This is a genomic window from Pleomorphomonas sp. NRK KF1 (genome assembly GCF_023721755.1).
In the GTDB taxonomy this organism is placed as follows: Bacteria; Pseudomonadota; Alphaproteobacteria; order Rhizobiales; family Pleomorphomonadaceae; genus Pleomorphomonas.
On the sequence record NZ_JAMDLH010000001.1, the window covers coordinates 76,007 to 91,541 of the forward strand.

13 protein-coding genes are annotated in these 15,535 nt (G+C 64.3%); 9 read left to right on the forward strand and 4 right to left on the reverse strand.

From position 1 onward, the window contains the following. Window positions 1-99 precede the first annotated feature (99 nt). The 3 genes from M4J39_RS00415 to M4J39_RS00425 form a co-directional block, all read right to left on the reverse strand. Window positions 100-2,409: an LPS assembly protein LptD gene (locus M4J39_RS00415; RefSeq protein ID WP_251725557.1), complete on the reverse strand. Its 2,310-nt coding sequence runs from the start codon at window positions 2,407-2,409 to the stop codon at window positions 100-102. Window positions 2,410-2,480: 71 nt separating this feature from the next. Continuing rightward, the gene (gene lptG / locus M4J39_RS00420; RefSeq protein ID WP_251725559.1) at window positions 2,481-3,575 is read right to left on the reverse strand and encodes an LPS export ABC transporter permease LptG; all 1,095 of its coding nucleotides are present in this window, start codon (window positions 3,573-3,575) and stop codon (window positions 2,481-2,483) included. After that, a complete protein-coding gene (locus M4J39_RS00425; RefSeq protein WP_251725560.1) occupies window positions 3,572-4,723 on the reverse strand; it encodes an LptF/LptG family permease in 1,152 nt (383 codons plus the stop codon). Before M4J39_RS00425 ends, lptG begins: the two co-directional genes overlap by 4 nt. A 229-nt stretch (window positions 4,724-4,952) precedes the next feature. Between M4J39_RS00425 and M4J39_RS00430 the strand changes: the two genes are divergently transcribed. The 9 genes from M4J39_RS00430 to cimA all read left to right on the forward strand — a co-directional run bounded on the left by M4J39_RS00430 (window position 4,953) and on the right by cimA (window position 14,754). Further along, complete coding sequence (locus M4J39_RS00430) at window positions 4,953-6,446, forward strand: leucyl aminopeptidase (protein WP_251725561.1); 1,494 nt, start codon at window positions 4,953-4,955, stop codon at window positions 6,444-6,446. Window positions 6,447-6,502: 56 nt separating this feature from the next. Further along, window positions 6,503-6,955 (forward strand): DNA polymerase III subunit chi, encoded by a 453-nt coding sequence (locus tag M4J39_RS00435; protein WP_251725562.1) that lies wholly within the window; start codon window positions 6,503-6,505, stop codon window positions 6,953-6,955. An 85-nt stretch (window positions 6,956-7,040) separates the two neighbouring features. Next, a complete protein-coding gene (gene gltX, locus M4J39_RS00440) occupies window positions 7,041-8,417 on the forward strand; it encodes a glutamate--tRNA ligase (RefSeq protein ID WP_251725565.1) in 1,377 nt (458 codons plus the stop codon). Window positions 8,418-8,424: 7 nt separating this feature from the next. Beyond that, entirely contained in the window at window positions 8,425-9,216 is a 792-nt protein-coding gene (locus M4J39_RS00445) for a GDSL-type esterase/lipase family protein (protein ID WP_251725566.1), read from the forward strand. An 88-nt stretch (window positions 9,217-9,304) separates the two neighbouring features. Next, window positions 9,305-9,829 carry a CreA family protein gene (locus M4J39_RS00450; protein WP_251725569.1) on the forward strand — a complete coding sequence of 175 codons (525 nt, stop codon included), beginning with the start codon at window positions 9,305-9,307 and terminating at the stop codon, window positions 9,827-9,829. 262 nt (window positions 9,830-10,091) lie between these two features. Continuing rightward, the gene (gene cysS, locus M4J39_RS00455) at window positions 10,092-11,456 is read left to right on the forward strand and encodes a cysteine--tRNA ligase (protein ID WP_251725571.1); all 1,365 of its coding nucleotides are present in this window, start codon (window positions 10,092-10,094) and stop codon (window positions 11,454-11,456) included. Window positions 11,457-11,483: 27 nt separating this feature from the next. After that, the gene (locus M4J39_RS00460; RefSeq protein ID WP_251725573.1) at window positions 11,484-11,963 is read left to right on the forward strand and encodes a GFA family protein; all 480 of its coding nucleotides are present in this window, start codon (window positions 11,484-11,486) and stop codon (window positions 11,961-11,963) included. Continuing rightward, a complete protein-coding gene (gene pip, locus M4J39_RS00465; RefSeq protein WP_251725576.1) occupies window positions 11,964-12,917 on the forward strand; it encodes a prolyl aminopeptidase in 954 nt (317 codons plus the stop codon). Window positions 12,918-13,149: 232 nt separating this feature from the next. After that, the gene (cimA, locus tag M4J39_RS00470) at window positions 13,150-14,754 is read left to right on the forward strand and encodes a citramalate synthase (RefSeq protein WP_251725579.1); all 1,605 of its coding nucleotides are present in this window, start codon (window positions 13,150-13,152) and stop codon (window positions 14,752-14,754) included. Window positions 14,755-14,759: 5 nt separating this feature from the next. Here cimA and M4J39_RS00475 read toward each other — a convergent pair whose 3' ends face one another. Then, on the reverse strand, window positions 14,760-15,359 hold the full coding sequence (locus M4J39_RS00475; protein ID WP_251725581.1) for a TIGR00730 family Rossman fold protein: 600 nt from the start codon (window positions 15,357-15,359) through the stop codon (window positions 14,760-14,762). Between the last annotated feature and the right edge of the window lie 176 nt (window positions 15,360-15,535).

The following is a 15,535-nucleotide window of genomic DNA, read 5'->3' on the forward strand; positions in this document are numbered from 1 at the left end:
CTTCTCCACCCGTTGCCATTCGAACCGTCGGAGCATTTACCAACGGATTTTGTCAAGTCGATGGTCCGCCAAATCTGGAGCGAACGGCAACCGGATGCACTAATTGTCGATGCCAAATGAGGTGCCGACCTCGCCCAGCGTCCGGAAACCCGCGCGGAGGTAGAAGGTCTGGTCGCTCGGATTGGTGGTCAGGTCGTTCGAATAGGAGAACGAGACCGAGAACTCTTCCGAATCATAGGCCAGGCCGAACGCGTGTCGGACGAACTCGTCGGCGATGAGGTCGTAGCGGCTCGAGCCGAACACCCGCCAGCTCTCGTTCAGCCGAAGGCTGGCAGAGGCTTGCAGCTCCGAACGATCTTCGTCGATGCCGAGGTCGGGTTGCGAGCGGATAAAGGCGTAGGTCAGGGCGGCCGTGAGCGGCCCGCCGATGCCGAGAATCTGGCCGTCGAAGCGGTTGACCTCGAAATTCTCGTTGTCGAACCGCACGCCGCTGCTGGCCAGGAAGCCGGTCTTCGTGCTGAGGCTGAGCCCCGCGACGTAGTCCGAAACATCCGACTCGAGACCGGAGTAGGAGCCCGTGCTGTACTGGGTCGCCTTGGCGAAGGAGTTGACGCCCGCCAGTTGGAACGACTGACCGAAGGTGCCGCTGACGCCGAAGCCGTGGCTGAACGAGCCCGAATAACGGACGCCGATGTTGGCGCGAGTTCCGCCCTCGACACGATCGTAGCCGGAGAACTTGTCGTAGTCGAACAGGTTGTTGGCGTCGAAGACGAGGCTCTGCGCATCTTCGTTGGGAATATAGGTCGCTTCCAGCTCGTTCGGGCGAACGATCAACTGGGCGATCGGCTCGATGATCTGGTTGCCAATCGGCGAGGTGATGGCGACCGGGTAGCTATATTCCAAACCGGCCGCAGGCATTCCGCGCACCAGCATCCCGCTCGATGTCTCCGGCAGGACGCTGCTGTTGTGCGGGTCGGAGAAAATGGCGTCGCCACGGAAGTAAAGGAAAGGCGTCGTCACGCCGCCGGTCTGGTCGACCATGCGACGGCGCCACATGGCGTCGATGCTGAGGCGATCGAAGGTGCCGGCAGCGGCTCGTATGCGGGTCTTCTCGCCCGCATCCAGAACGCCGTTGCCGTTGCTGTCGATCTCGTAGATGTCGTCCTTGGTGCGGGTAAGGTTGGTGAAGTTGGTCGTAAGAGAGGCCTCGCCGCCCCAGATCGGGTCCTTGGCGTAGACCTTGTAGTCGATCACCGGGTAGACGTACGGCTGCTTCTCCTGAAGATCGCGATCCTGCGCCAGTGTCGAGGTCTGCGAATCTTCCTGCTGCACGAAGAAGCCGTACATCGCCGCGTCGAAGCGATTTCTGCCGCGTGCGCCGGTCAGGTAGATATCGTTCACCGCCACGTCCGAATTGCCGGACTTGAGGCCGTAATCGTCCATGAAGGTGGTGTCGCTCGCCACGGCAAGGTTCCAGCCCCACGACCAGTTGCTGTTGATCGTGAAGCTGCCCTGCGATTCCACGGAGCCGCGCCAAAGCTCGTCGCCGGACCGGCCTGCAAAGGCTTCGGGCGCATTCTGGTGGATGCCGGACAGCGTGATCGAGTATTGGCCGCTGTCCAGCCGCTGCCGCCATTCGCCCGAAAACAGCAGGCCCTGGCGGGAATAGACGGTCGGCGTCAGCGTCAGGCCGTAGCTCGGATCGAGCGACACATAGTAAGGCACCTTCACCGAGTAACCGAGTGCCTTGCTGCGCTCGACGCTTGGCATCAGGAGGCCGGTCTTCTGCTTGACCGACGGGTCGGGCTGGGACAGCACCGGCACCCAGGCGAGCGGCACGCCCAGAAATTCGAAGGTGGCGTTCTCGAAGACGATCGTCTGCTCCTTCTGCTTGTGCAGAATGCGATTCGCCTTGATCTGCCAGATCGGCTTCTTGCCCTTCACGCCGTTGCAGTCGACGCAGGGAAGATAGGTGCCGTCGTTCATGACGGTCAGGTCGCCTTTGCTCCGCGCGGCGTTTCGAGCCGTGAAGGCGACGCGCTCGGACGTGACGAGCTCCAGCCCTTCCATGACGCCGTTGGCGAGGTCGTTGTCGAGATCGATTCGGTCGCCACGGGCGACGTTTCCGGCGGGGTCGGTGATCTCGACGTGGCCGATGGCCGCCACGCGCTTGTTCTTGCGATCGACCGCCACCTCGTCGGCGACCACCACGTGATTGAGATAGTAGATGACGACGCGACCGGTCGCAGTCACCGAATCGCTGTCCATGTCGTAGGCCACCGTATCGGCCTCGATCATCATCTTCTCGTCACTGCTCGGCTGCTTGGCCGAGCTGATCATGCCGGTCAGGGACGTGTCGGTCACGAACTGGGCAAAGGCGCCGGCGGGCAGGAAAACGAGAATAGACACCGCCACGCCGCACAATAGGCGCGCAGCGGCTCTCGGCTCCGATGCCTGCGATACGACAGATCTACGCACGCTCACCCATCCTCGCGGAACAACAGAACCGTGGAACCCAGCAAGATCGCCACAACCGAAGGCGCCCACGCGGCAAGAACCGGCGACACCAGCCCCTCGCTGCCCAGCGAACGGGCAACTTCGATGATGACATAAAGCACGAAGCCGGCGACGACGCCACCGAGAATCATCTTCTCGCCACCGCCATATCGTGCAAATCCCAATGACACTGTGGCGGCGATGAGCACCATCGACGCCAGCAGCAGCGGCCGTGCCAGGAGCGATTGATACTGAAGGCTGAATCTGTTTGCCGGCAGCGACGAGGCGCGCGCCTGGGTGATGGCGCGGGGAAGCTGCCAGAAGGAGATGCTGTCGGGCGAACCGAGGCCGCCGGCCACCTGCGCGGCAGTCAGCTCGGTCGGCAGAGAATAGCTGTCGTGGCGCTCCGGGACGCCGCTGCTCCGGGTCACCGTCACGGCCGAGAGAGACCACTGCCCCGGCTCGAGCTGCCCGATTCGCGCTTCGACCCGTTCGCTGAGCATGCCGTCGGCGCCGAACACCCAGAAGACCGGCTGCAGGATCGTTTGTCCGCCGTCCGAGACGCCTTCGGTATGCAGCACGGCATTGCCGTCTCCGGTGCGCTGCCTCGTCCAGCTCGGCGTGGCCGATCCGGACAGCAGCGTCGTCATGACGCTCGCGCGCGAACCGACGAGAATGTCGCTCGACAGGTTGCGGGCCAGCGTGGCGAGCGGATTGTAGATGGTCGATGCCGCGACACCGAGCGCGACGGCAAATGCGAGGGCAGGCAGGGTGAACTGCCACACCGAGAGCCCCGCCGCGCGGACGATCATCAGTTCCGAGCCGCGCGACAGCGTGACGAAGGCGGCGATCGAACCCAGCAGGACCGCGAAGGGCAGGACCTGCTCCATCAGCGCCGGCACGCGCAGAGCCGAGGCGGCAATGACGAGAGGCACCGAGATGTCGTTGCGCCCCCCGGTGGAGCGCAGCAGCTCGATCGCGTCGATCAGGAAGACCAGAAGGAAGATGCCGACGAAAACGCCAAGAATCCATCCGGCGAACCGCATCGTGAAATAGCTGGCGAGCGACCGGCCGATCATCGGGCGGCCTCCTGCCGGGCGAATATCGCGCGCCGAAGGCGTTCGATCAGTCTGTCGGCGAAGCTCGTCGAAACGACCGGATGGACGCCGACGGCGATCATCACCGCGAAGACGAACGCGAGGAGCGTCGGCGCGACAACGGCCATGAAGGAAATTTCGGGCGATCCCTTGGAAATGCCCATGACAGCGAAGCCGAGCACGCGGACCACAGAGCCGACGATGATCGCCATGGTCACCGGCAGCGTCTGGCCCCGGCGATTGCTGGTCGGAAAGCCGAGGAAGAGGAACACGGCGAGCGCTTGGGCCAATGGATAGATCGGCTCGGCGATGCGATTCATGATCTCGGGAATGATTTCCGGATCGTCGTCCGTCTTGCGCATCTCCAACAACTCGCCGAGCGTGCGCTCCGACAGACCGTAGCTGGCATCGCCCGCCTTGGAGGCGAACTGGCTGAGGTCGAAGGCGTAGGAGCCGAAGGTGACGAAGGTGTTGGCGCCGCTGCTCTTGGCTTTCCGTTCGACCGTCCCCTGTTCCATCACGATCATGGACCGGCCCATGACCTCTGCAACGCGTCCGCGCTTGGCCGAATAGGTATAGGAGAACTCCGGGCTGCGATCGTCGAGAATGAACAGATCGAGCAGCGATCCGTCCCCATCGCGGTTGCGGATGTGAAAGGTCAGGCCGGCATCGACCTGGGTGAAGCGTCCGGGCTGGATGACGTTGGCGACGATGTCCGCCCGCACCGTCTGCATCATGTCGTAGACGGACCGGGAAGAAGTGGGACTGATCCAGAAGGCCAGCGCGGCGACGAAAGCGGCAACCGTCAGGGCCGCGGCAAGGAAGGGTAGGGCGAAGCGTCGTTGCGACACGCCGGCCGCGGTGATCGCGACAATGCCGCTGTCCGCCTGCAGGCGTTGCAGCACGAGGACGAGAGCCACGACCAGCGCAAACGGCGCCACCACGCCGAGAACGCGCGGCATCGAGAGCATGGTGAGGCCGAGATAGACGGCTATGGCCTGGCCCTTGGCGGTGACCAGATCGAAACGGCGAAGCGCCTGGGTCACCCACGCAATGCCGGCAAGCGTCATCATCACGCCGACGAAGGCATAGAGCGTTTGCGAGAAAAGGTAGGTACCGAAACGCCGCATCGTTGTTCCATGTCGAGCCTGCCGAGGGCAGGACAGCCGAGGCTAGCAGCCCTATAGTGAATTCTTCCTTCCCGAAAAGGGTAAATTTTCGAGTTCGGGCCTCACGTCCGTCGGTGGCGGCCGCGTGGAATGAAACTCCAGTCTTGCTCTCGCTCCCATCAAGCGCCACATTCGGCCGGCATGTCCGGACCGCACCCGCTGATGGGTGCCCGGCAATCAGGAAGATATCATGGCGGCTGCTCCCTCTCTTTCTTTCTCCAAGTCTCTCGAGGCTGATGCCCCGGTATTGGTCGTTTTCGTCGATCCGGACAACAAGCCCGGCGCCATGGGACGCGCCGTGATCGACCAGTTGACGGGCGGTCTCGATCGAGCCGTGGCGGCCACCGGCTTTTCCGGCAAGCCCGGCTCGTTTCTCGACATTCTCGCCCCGTCCGGGCTGTCGGCCGGTCGGCTGATTCTGGCTGGTGTCGGGTCTGCGGCCGAATTCGACGAGACGGCGGCGTTGAAGCTGGGCGGGCAGGTCTACGGCAAGCTGAAAGAGCTCAAGGCCAAGGCCGCGACGATCGTGCTTGAGGGAACCGGCGGGCCGCTCAGCCCCGAACTGGGCGCCGAGTTCCTGCTGGGACTGCGCCTCAGGGCCTACGAGTTCGACAAGTACAAGACGGTGAAGAAGGACGAGGCAGCCGGCCCCGTTGCCGTCACCGTCGTCGCCGAGCACGCCGGCAAGCTCAAGAAGGCCTGGGCCGAAGTCGAAGCGGTGGCCGAGGGCGTCGTGATCGCCCGCGACCTCGTCCATGAGGCGCCGAACGCGCTCGGGCCGCAGGAGTTCGCCGCAGAAGCCGAAAAGCTGAAGAAGCTGGGCGTCGAAGTGGAAGTGCTCGGCGAAAAGGATCTCCGCAAGATCGGCATGGGCGCATTGCTCGCCGTGGCTCAGGGCTCTGCCCGGCCGCCGCGCGTCGTGGTCATGAAGTGGAACGGCGGCAAGGATGGAGACAAGCCGGCCGTGTTCATCGGCAAGGGCCTCGTCTTCGATTCGGGCGGCATCTCCATCAAGCCTGCCGCCGGCATGGAGGACATGAAGGCCGACATGGGCGGCGCGGCCGCCGTCACCGGCCTGTTCCGGGCTCTGGCCGGCCGCAAGGCGAAGGTCAACGCCATCGGCCTGCTCGGCATTGTCGAGAACATGCCGGACGGCGGCTCCTACCGCCCCGGCGACATTCTCACCTCGTTGTCCGGACAGACCATCGAGGTGGTCAACACCGATGCCGAGGGCCGTCTCGTTCTTGCCGACGTGCTGACCTACGCGGCCGATCGCTTCAAGCCGGCCTTCATGATCAACCTCGCCACGCTCACCGGCGCCATCGTGGTGGCGCTCGGCGCCCAGATGGCCGGTCTCTTCTCCAACGACGACCAGTTGGCCGGCGACCTCGTCAAGGCCGGCGAGGATACCGGCGAGCGTCTGTGGCGCATGCCGATGGGACCGGAGTACGACAAGCTGATCGACAGCCGCTTCGCCGACATGAAGAACTCCGGCGGCCGCAATGCCGGTTCGATCACGGCGGCGCAGTTCCTGAAGCGCTTCGTCGGCGAAACGCCCTGGGCGCATCTCGACATCGCCGGTACCGCCATGTCGAGCCCGGAGACCGACATCAACCGGGCCTGGGCCTCGGGGTTCGGCGTGCGCCTGCTCGACCGCCTGGTCCGCAATCGCTTCGAGAGCTGAGAAGAAGCGCGGCCGACACCTCGGGTGTCGGCCGTTCTCGTTGGGCGAAATGATCGATGACTGAGGCCCTTTTCTACCATCTCGACGGCCAGCCGCTTGAGCGGGTTCTGCCGGTCCTGCTGCAGAAGTCGGTCGAGCGCGGCTGGCGCGTGGTGGTGGAAGCCGGAACGCCGGAGCGACTGGCCGCGCTCGACAGTCACCTCTGGACCTTCGACGATGCGGCCTTCCTGCCGCACGGCGCCGCCGCCGATGGCCATGCGGCTTTGCAGCCGATCTACCTTGCCGCCGGTCCGGAGACACCCAACGGCGCCACCGTTCGCTTCCTGGTCGATCGCGCACCGCTACCCGACGATGCCGAGCGTTACGAGCGTCTTGTGCTGATCTTCGACGGTACCGATGAAACCGCGCGCGCCGAAGCCCGCGCCGCATGGAAGACGCTCAAGGACCGCGGCCTGGACGTCACCTACTGGCAGCAGGATGGCGAGGCTCGATGGGTGCGCAAGGCATGAAAAAGGCAACAATCGCCCGTTCCATCTGTTCACGTCCCGAAAAGACCTCTGACATTCGCCGCTGCTCTCAGCTAGAACCACGATCATGAACACCGTCGTCCGTTTTGCGCCGTCTCCGACCGGCAACATCCACATCGGCAACGCCCGACCGGCGCTGTTCAACTGGTTGTTCGCGCTGAAGACCGGTGGCCGGTTCATCCTGCGTTTCGATGATACCGACCGTATCAGGTCGACCGAGGAGTACGCGGCCAACATCGCCGCCGATCTCTCCTGGCTCGGTATCCGGCCGCACGCGTCCTTCCGCCAGTCGGACCGGCTCGACCGTTACGAGGCCGCCAAGGCCGATCTGGTCGCCAAGGGCTTGCTCTATCCCTGCTATGAGACGGCCGAGGAGCTCGAGTACGCCCGCAAACGCCGGCTGGCTCGCCACTTGCCGCCGATCTACGATCGAGCCGCTCTAAAGCTGACCGACGCCGATCGCGCCCGACTGGAGGCCGAGGGACGGCTGCCGCACTGGCGCTTCCTGCTGCCCAACTTCGATGGCGATCCGCTGTCGCCGAGCCGCCACGTCGTGCATTGGCAGGATCTCTGCCGTGGTGAGGAGACCGTCGATCTCGCCTCTCTCTCCGACCCCGTGCTGATCCGGGCCGACGGAACCTATCTCTATACCCTGACGTCGGTGGTCGATGACATCGACACGTCCGTCACCCACATCATTCGCGGTGGCGATCACATCACCAACACCGGCGTTCAAATGGCCCTCTTCGAGGCCTTGGGCGGCACCGTTCCTATTTTCGCCCATCACAACCTGCTGACCGACGCGACCGGCGAGGGCTTTTCCAAGCGGACGGGGTCGCTCTCATTGCGCACCTTGCGCGCCGAGGGCTACGAGCCGCAGGCGGTGGCCTCGCTTGCGGTCAACGTCGGCACGTCGCATGCCGTTGAAAAGGTGGGCTCCCTCGACGAGCTCGCCGCCGACTTCGATCTTGCCTCGGTGTCTCGATCGTCCGCCCGCTTCGATCCGAGCGAACTCAAGACGCTGAACGCCCGCATCGTCCACGGCCTGGACTTTGCCACCGTCAGGAAGCGCCTGACCGATCTCGGCATTCCCGCCCATCCGGCGTTCTGGCAGGCGGTCAAGGGCAACTGCACCCGCCTCTCCGACGCCGCGGAGTGGTGGAAGCTGATCACCGGCCCGGTGATGCCCGTGGTTGAGGACGCCGACCGCGATTTCCTGGAGGCCGCGCGCGACGTTCTCCCGCCGGAGCCGTGGACAGACGACAGCTTCCGTGAATGGACGACCGCCTTGAAGGCCAGGACCGGCCGCAAGGGGCGCGACCTGTTCCTTCCTCTGCGCAAGGCGCTGACCGGTCTGGATCATGGGCCCGAACTGGCTCCGCTTCTGCCGTTGATTGGTGCGAGAGCGGTGAGGGAGCGCCTGTCCTCCGCAATCGGAGGCTGAACGTCACATGCGCGATACCGGCGGATCGATGAGGCGATGGGTTGGCCTGTCCGCTATCCTCTGCCTTCTGACGATAGCCGAAGCTTTTGCGGGCGAGCCGAAGTGCGATCCGCTCGCCATCGACCTGACCGTGACGCCGCAGCGGACAATGATCTATGCGAGCCTCAAGGAAACCTTGAAGGTAGAGACGGCTCGTCCCGAACGGGCCGACGTCGTGCTGATTGGCGACTCGCTGTTCGCGGGCTGGCGCACGGATCTGCCGACCGCTTTCTCCTCAACCGCGATCTACGACTTCGCGGTGGGCGGCGACCGGGTGCCGAACGTGCTCTGGCGGTTTGAGAAGACCGACCTTTCTCCGCTCCGCCCCTCGGCGGTCGCGCTGCTGATCGGCACCAACGATCTCGCCGCCGGTACGCCCGCTTGCGCCGTTGCGACCGGCATCGAGACGGTCGTCGAACGGCTCCGGGCCATCTGGCCGCAGACGCCTGTCCTGGTGCTGACCATTCCGCCGCGTGGCGCCGATTTCCACGCCCTCGACGATCGGCGCCTGGAAGTGAACGGGGCCATTGCAGCGCTCGCCGACCGCTTGCCCAACGTGCACGCCGTCGTGATCGACGACGACGCCTTCACCTGTGGGCAATTTGGAAAGCCGCGACAGGCCGGAGCTGCTGCGCCCCGGCTCGCCTGCGGCAACTATGCCGACGACAATCTCCATTTCTCGACAGCCGGATATGTCGCGCTGGGAAACACGCTTCGAGCCGCTGCCAAAGCTGCCCTCGGCAAGGATGTCTTTCGCTGAAGGGCCTTGGCCGGTCGCAACGGGCGCTTATATGTCGGCATGACGGTTGGAGCCGAAACGGGCCGCCGATAGCCGGGATGCCATGAAAATGCGTGATGTCGTGAAGTCGTTCTTGGGTCTTGTCGCCCTGGGTCTTGCCGCCGTCGTTCCTTCGGTCGCATCGGCGGCGTCCGACGACCCCGACCTGATCTTCAAGCGGTCGACGGTCTGGCATTTCCTGACGCCCGACCACAAGCTCGCCGTCTACGCCATCGACGATCCCCTGGTGGAGGGCGTCGCCTGCCATTTCACGCTGCCCGAGAAGGGCGGCGTCGAGGGCATGTTCGGCCTTGCCGAGGAAACCTCCGACATCTCCCTTGCTTGCCGGCAGGTCGGCCCGATCAGCTTCAAGGAGAAGTTCGAGCAGGGCGACGACATGTACAAGCAGCGCCGTTCGCTGTTCTTCAAGAAGATGCAGATCGTTCGAGGCTGCGACGCCAAGCGCAACGTGCTGGTCTATATCGTCTATTCGGACAAGCTGATCGAGGGCAGCCCCAAGAACTCGACCTCCAGCGTGCCGATCATGCCGTGGGGCGATTCCCCGGCGTTGAAATGCGGCGACTGGCTGAAATAGGCCGGATTCACCTCAGCGGTCCGTTGCCATCGCCGATTTTTCGCGCCTTCCCTTGACGGCGAACCGCGTTTCACGGCATATCGACGGCCATGTTCCGGGACGCGCGCATCACCATCACTGCTTGCATTATTTGTGGCTGAGCTTCACGCCGGCCGCGGACGTCCCCGTCACGATCTTTCCGAAGACCAGAACGGATGATGGCTTCCCCCGGCCGGCCCGGCGGTGACCTGTTTTGCGTTCCATGTCGAGGGGAGACGGGCTTTTGGCACTCAGGCTCTACAACACGCTGACGCGTGGCAAGGACGATTTCGTTCCGATCGATGCTGGCAATGTGCGCATGTATGTCTGCGGCCCGACGGTCTACGACTTCGCCCACATCGGCAATGCCCGGCCGGTGATAGTCTTCGACGTCCTGTTCCGCCTGTTGCGCCACCTCTACGGCGAGGCGCACGTCACCTACGTGCGCAACATCACCGACGTCGACGACAAGATCAACGCCCGCGCCGCCCGTGACTATCCGGACATGGCGCCGGTGGCGGCGATCCGCGATCTGACCGAGAAGACCTACGCCCAGTTCGAACAGGACGTGACCGACCTCGGCTGCCTCAAGCCGACGGTGACGCCGCGCGCCACCGAGCACATCGCCGAGATGATCGCCATCATCGAACGGCTGATCGCCGGTGGTTTCGCCTATGTCGCCGAGGGGCATGCGTTGTTCCATGTGCCGGCCATGGCCGACTACGGCAAGCTGGCGCGCCGCTCGCTCGACGACATGATGGCCGGCGCCCGCGTCGAAGTGGCGCCCTACAAGCGCGACCCGATGGACTTCGTCCTGTGGAAGCCGTCGTCGGACGACGAGCCCGGCTGGGACAGCCCGTGGGGCAGGGGGCGGCCCGGCTGGCACATCGAATGCTCGGCCATGAGCTGGAAACATCTCGGCGAAACCTTCGACATCCATGGGGGGGGCGTCGATCTGGTCTTCCCGCACCACGAGAACGAGGTTGCCCAGTCGCGTTGCGCCTTCCACAAGGACGTCATGGCCAACGTCTTCATGCACAACGGCTTCCTGCAGGTCGAGGGCGAGAAGATGTCGAAGTCGCTCGGCAACTTCTTCACCATCCGCGAGTTGTTGGACGACTGGCCGGGCGAGGTCTTGCGCTTCAACATGTTGAAGACGCACTATCGCCAGCCGATCGACTTCACGATCAAGGGTCTGGAAGACGGCTGGAAGACGCTCGACGAGTGGTACGCGATCGCCGCCGACGCGCCGCCGGGCCAGCCTTCCGAAGGCCTGATCGAAGCTTTGTCCGACGATCTCAATACGGCCAAGGCGATTGCCGAGCTGCACGCCGTCAAGGGTGACGCCGCGACGCTCTCGGCCTCCCTGCGGCTTCTCGGCTTCCTCGGCGAGAGCGCGGCGGACTGGGCTGCGCGCCGCCCGGCCGCCGACATTGACGAAGCCAAGGTGAAGGCGCTGATCGCCGCCCGCCTTGAGGCGCGCAAGGCGAAGAACTTCGCCGAGAGCGACCGCATTCGCGACGAGCTCGCCGCCATGGGTGTGGTGCTGAAGGACAGCAAGAACAAGGACACCGGCGAGATCGAAACCAGTTGGGACGTCAAGAGGTAGGCTTCCAACGCATCGGGAGGAAACGCCATGACCATACTGACCGGCGGTTGCCAGTGCGGCGCCATCCGCTTCTCCTGCGATGCCGGCAAGGTCACGTCGGTATCGATCTGCCATTGCCGCATGTGCCAGAAAGCCGTCGGCAACTACTTCGCACCCTTCGTTGCCTTCGAGGTGGGGGGTGTCAGTTGGACGCGTGGCGAACGCAAGCTCTATCGCTCGTCCAACCACGTCTCGCGCGCCTTCTGCGCCGACTGCGGCACGCCGCTGACCTACGAGGCCGACGGCTATGAGCCGTCGATCGCCGGCGGCGCCTTCGACGATCCCTCGGCTCTGCCGCCGACCGTCCAATATGGCGTCGAGGCCGAGCTTCCCTTCACCGGAGGCCTCGCTTCTTTGAAGCGGGTTCGTACCGACGAAGGTTTCGAAGGCGCCGAGTTTGTCGCCGACGTCGTTTCCAACCAGCATCCCGACCACGACACTGTTGCCTGGCCGCTGCCGAAAGCCTGAATGATGACCGAACTGCGCAGCTACTACCCTGAGATCGAACCCTTTGAGACCGGCATGCTCGATGTGGGCGACGGTCACCAGGTTTATTGGGAACGTGTCGGCCGCAAGGGTGGCAAGCCGGCCGTCTTTCTGCACGGAGGTCCAGGCGGCGGTTGTTCGGCCAATCAGCGGCGCTGCTTTGATCCGTCCAAGTACGATGTCATCCTGTTCGATCAGCGCGGCTGCGGTCGGTCGACGCCGCATGCCTCGCTGGAAGCCAACACCACCTGGCATCTCGTCGAGGATATCGAGCGCCTCCGGAAGATGATCGGCGTCGACAAGTGGCAGGTGTTCGGCGGCTCCTGGGGCTCGACGCTGGCGCTCGCCTATGCCGAGACGCATCCCGAGCGCGTCACCGAACTGGTGCTGCGCGGCATCTTCGGCCTGCGCGACTTCGAGCTCAGGTGGTTCTACCAGTATGGTGCTTCGCTGATCCACCCCGAGAAGTTCGAGCCGTTCCGCGAGCACATTCCGGAAGACGAACGCCACGATCTGATCGCCGCCTACCGTCGCCGGCTGATTTCCGAGGATCGGGCGACCCGGCTCGCCGCCGCCCGCATCTGGTCGCTTTGGGAGGGCTCGACGCTGACGCTTTTCCCAAACGAGGACGTCACCTCCGGCTTTGTCGACGACGAGTTTGCGCTGGCCTTCGCCCGCATCGAGAACCACTACTTCGTCCACGAGGGCTGGATGCGGCCCGGCCAGCTGTTCGAGGACGCCGGCAAGCTGAAGGGGATTCCGGGTGTCATCGTCCACGGGCGGTATGACATGTGTACCCCGCTGCAGAATGCCTGGGACCTCCACAAGGCCTGGCCGGAAGCGGACCTTCGCATTGTCGAAGGGGCAGGGCACTCGCTGGTCGAGCCGGGCCTGCTGCATGAACTGATTTCGGCCACCGACCGCTTTGCCGGGTAAGGAACTGATAGATCGAGGATTGAATACCCCTCTCTCCAACTCTCCCCCACAAGGGGGGAGAGAGCGCCGATTGGTTCAGTACAGAACCTATCCGGCCAACAGGCAGTCTCCATTCGGCTCGACGAGCCCTCTCCCCCCTTGTGGGGGAGAGTTGGAGAGAGGGGTGAATAGGGTAAAACATCCAAGCGGCGGGCTCCCTTCGCTCGCCGCACTTCAAAACGAGTGCGCGACCATGACGGACAAGGCCCGCCTTTATCTTTACGATACGACGCTGCGCGACGGAGCCCAGACCTCGGGCATCGACTTCTCGGTCGAGGAGAAGATCATCGTCGCGCGCCTTATCGAGGAACTGGGCCTGTCCTACATTGAGGGCGGCTATCCCGGCGCCAACCCGACCGATGACGCCTTTTTCGCCGAGAAGCGGGTGACGAAGGCGCGTTTTGCCGCCTTCGGCATGACCAAGCGCCCTGGGGTGTCGCTTTCCAATGACCCTGGCGTGGCCGCGCTTCTGGCCGCACCGGTCGATGCGGTGACCTTCGTCGCCAAGTCCTGGGACTATCACGTCGATGTCGCCCTGAAGACGACGCCGGAGGACAACCTCGACTGCATCCGCCAGTCCGTCGAGGCCGCCGTGAAGGCGGGCCGCGAGGCGATCGTCGACTGCGAGCATTTCTTCGACGGCTACAAGGCCAACCCCGACTATGCGCTTGCCTGCGCCAAAACGGCCTTCGAGGCGGGTGCTCGCTGGATCGTGCTCTGCGACACCAACGGCGGTTCCATGCCCTACGAGGTGGCAGAGATCGTCACAGCCGTCACGAAGGTGGTTCCGGGCGATCGCCTGGGCATCCATGCCCACGACGACACCGGGCAGGCCGTGGCCAACTCGCTCGCCGCCATTCGCGCCGGCGTGCGCCAGGTGCAGGGAACGCTGAACGGTATCGGCGAACGTTGCGGCAATGCCAACCTCACCACCATCCTGCCGACGCTGGTCCTGAAGGACGAGTTTGCAAGCCGCTTCGACACGGGTGTCTCCGTCGAACAGCTGAAGACATTGACGCAGGTGTCGCGGGCCTTCGACGAGATCATCAACCGGGCGCCCAACCGGCATGCGCCCTATGTCGGCCTGTCGGCCTTTGCCACCAAGGCCGGCATTCACGCGTCGGCGATCCTGAAAGACCCGCGCACCTACGAGCACGTCAGTCCCGATAGCGTCGGCAATCGTCGCCGCCTGCTCGTCTCCGATCAGGCCGGCCGCTCGAACCTGTTCGCCGAGCTCGATCGGCTCGGCATCGTCTATTCCAAGGAAGATCGCCGACTCACCGGCTTGCTGTCGGAGCTCAAGGAGCGCGAGGCGCGCGGCTATTCCTACGAGGCAGCGGACGCCTCCTTCGAGTTGCTGGCGTTGCGTCATCTCGGTGGCGTGCCGCACTTCTACGACGTCATCTCCTACCGGACCATGGTGGAAAGCCGCATCAACGCCATGGGCGAGCGCGTCGTCGTCACCGAGGCGGTGGTGAAGGTGAAGGTGGACGACGAGATCCTGATGTCTGTCGCCGAGGGCAACGGCCCGGTCAACGCCCTCGATCAGGCGCTACGCAAGGACATCGGCAAGTACCAGGCCGAAATCGCCGCCCTCGAGCTGGTCGACTACAAGGTGCGCATCCTGAACGGCGGCACCGGCGCCGTCACGCGCGTGCTCATCGAAAGCCTGGATCGGGCGACCGGGCGGCGCTGGTCGACGGTCGGCGTATCGGCGAACATCGTCGAAGCCTCGTTCGAGGCGCTCGACGACTCGATCAGCTACAAGCTTCTGAAGAACGGCCACGCCGGGGCCTGAGCCGATTACATCTTGGCGATGGTCTCGGCGTCTCCGGCGATCTCGCCATTGCTGCCGGCCGCCGCGAGCACGGTGGGCAGAATGTCGGCGGCGCTCCGTGCCACATGATACCGCACGTCGAAGCCTTCGCGGATGAAGGATTCCCGGTTCATGTGGCCGATCACCTCGACCAGCGGCTGCCAGAAGCCTTCGATGTCGGCCAGCACGATCGGCTTCTTGTGTTGCCCGAGCTGCGCCCAGGTGAGCTGTTCGACCACCTCTTCAAGTGTGCCGATGCCGCCGGGCAGCGTCACGAAGGCGTCGGCCGCCTCGAACATCATGCGCTTGCGGGTGTGCATGTCGGGAACCACATGCAACTCGTCGACGCCGTCGAGCATCCGTTCGCGGCTGACCAGAAACTCCGGAATGATGCCGGTCACCTTGCCGCCGTGAGCCATCACCGCGCGAGCGGTCGCGCCCATCAGTCCGACATTGCCGCCGCCGTAGACAAGGCGGATGCCGTGCGCGGCCATGTCGGCGCCCAGGCGCTCGGCAGCGGCCACATAGGCAGGATTGCGGCCGTTTGCCGAGCCACAGAACACGCAGATACTGTTGATTTCGATCATGTCTTGCTTGTCGCACCGAGGCATCGCAGCCGTCAAGCGTCTGGTCTCGTCCAGGGAACGGCTGCACCCGCGGAAAGCCAATCCCGGTCGCCGGGTCACCGGTGCGCGCCCAAAAGTGCGGCTTTCTTGCATCGGTTCTCATGGAATCTGATGTACTCTATGGGCCTCGCAAACCT

Bases quoted from the DNA above. Each gene is read 5' to 3' on its own strand.
- lptG (WP_251725559.1), bottom strand. From the start codon at position 3,575: ATGATCGGCCGGTCGCTCGCCAGCTATTTCACGATGCGGTTCGCCGGA.
- M4J39_RS00425 (WP_251725560.1), bottom strand. From the start codon at position 4,723: ATGCGGCGTTTCGGTACCTACCTTTTCTCGCAAACGCTCTATGCCTTC.
- M4J39_RS00430 (WP_251725561.1), top strand. From the start codon at position 4,953: ATGGCGGCTGCTCCCTCTCTTTCTTTCTCCAAGTCTCTCGAGGCTGAT.
- M4J39_RS00435 (WP_251725562.1), top strand. From the start codon at position 6,503: ATGACTGAGGCCCTTTTCTACCATCTCGACGGCCAGCCGCTTGAGCGG.
- gltX (WP_251725565.1), top strand. From the start codon at position 7,041: ATGAACACCGTCGTCCGTTTTGCGCCGTCTCCGACCGGCAACATCCAC.
- M4J39_RS00445 (WP_251725566.1), top strand. From the start codon at position 8,425: ATGCGCGATACCGGCGGATCGATGAGGCGATGGGTTGGCCTGTCCGCT.
- M4J39_RS00450 (WP_251725569.1), top strand. From the start codon at position 9,305: ATGCGTGATGTCGTGAAGTCGTTCTTGGGTCTTGTCGCCCTGGGTCTT.
- M4J39_RS00460 (WP_251725573.1), top strand. From the start codon at position 11,484: ATGACCATACTGACCGGCGGTTGCCAGTGCGGCGCCATCCGCTTCTCC.
- pip (WP_251725576.1), top strand. From the start codon at position 11,964: ATGATGACCGAACTGCGCAGCTACTACCCTGAGATCGAACCCTTTGAG.
- cimA (WP_251725579.1), top strand. From the start codon at position 13,150: ATGACGGACAAGGCCCGCCTTTATCTTTACGATACGACGCTGCGCGAC.
- M4J39_RS00475 (WP_251725581.1), bottom strand. From the start codon at position 15,359: ATGATCGAAATCAACAGTATCTGCGTGTTCTGTGGCTCGGCAAACGGC.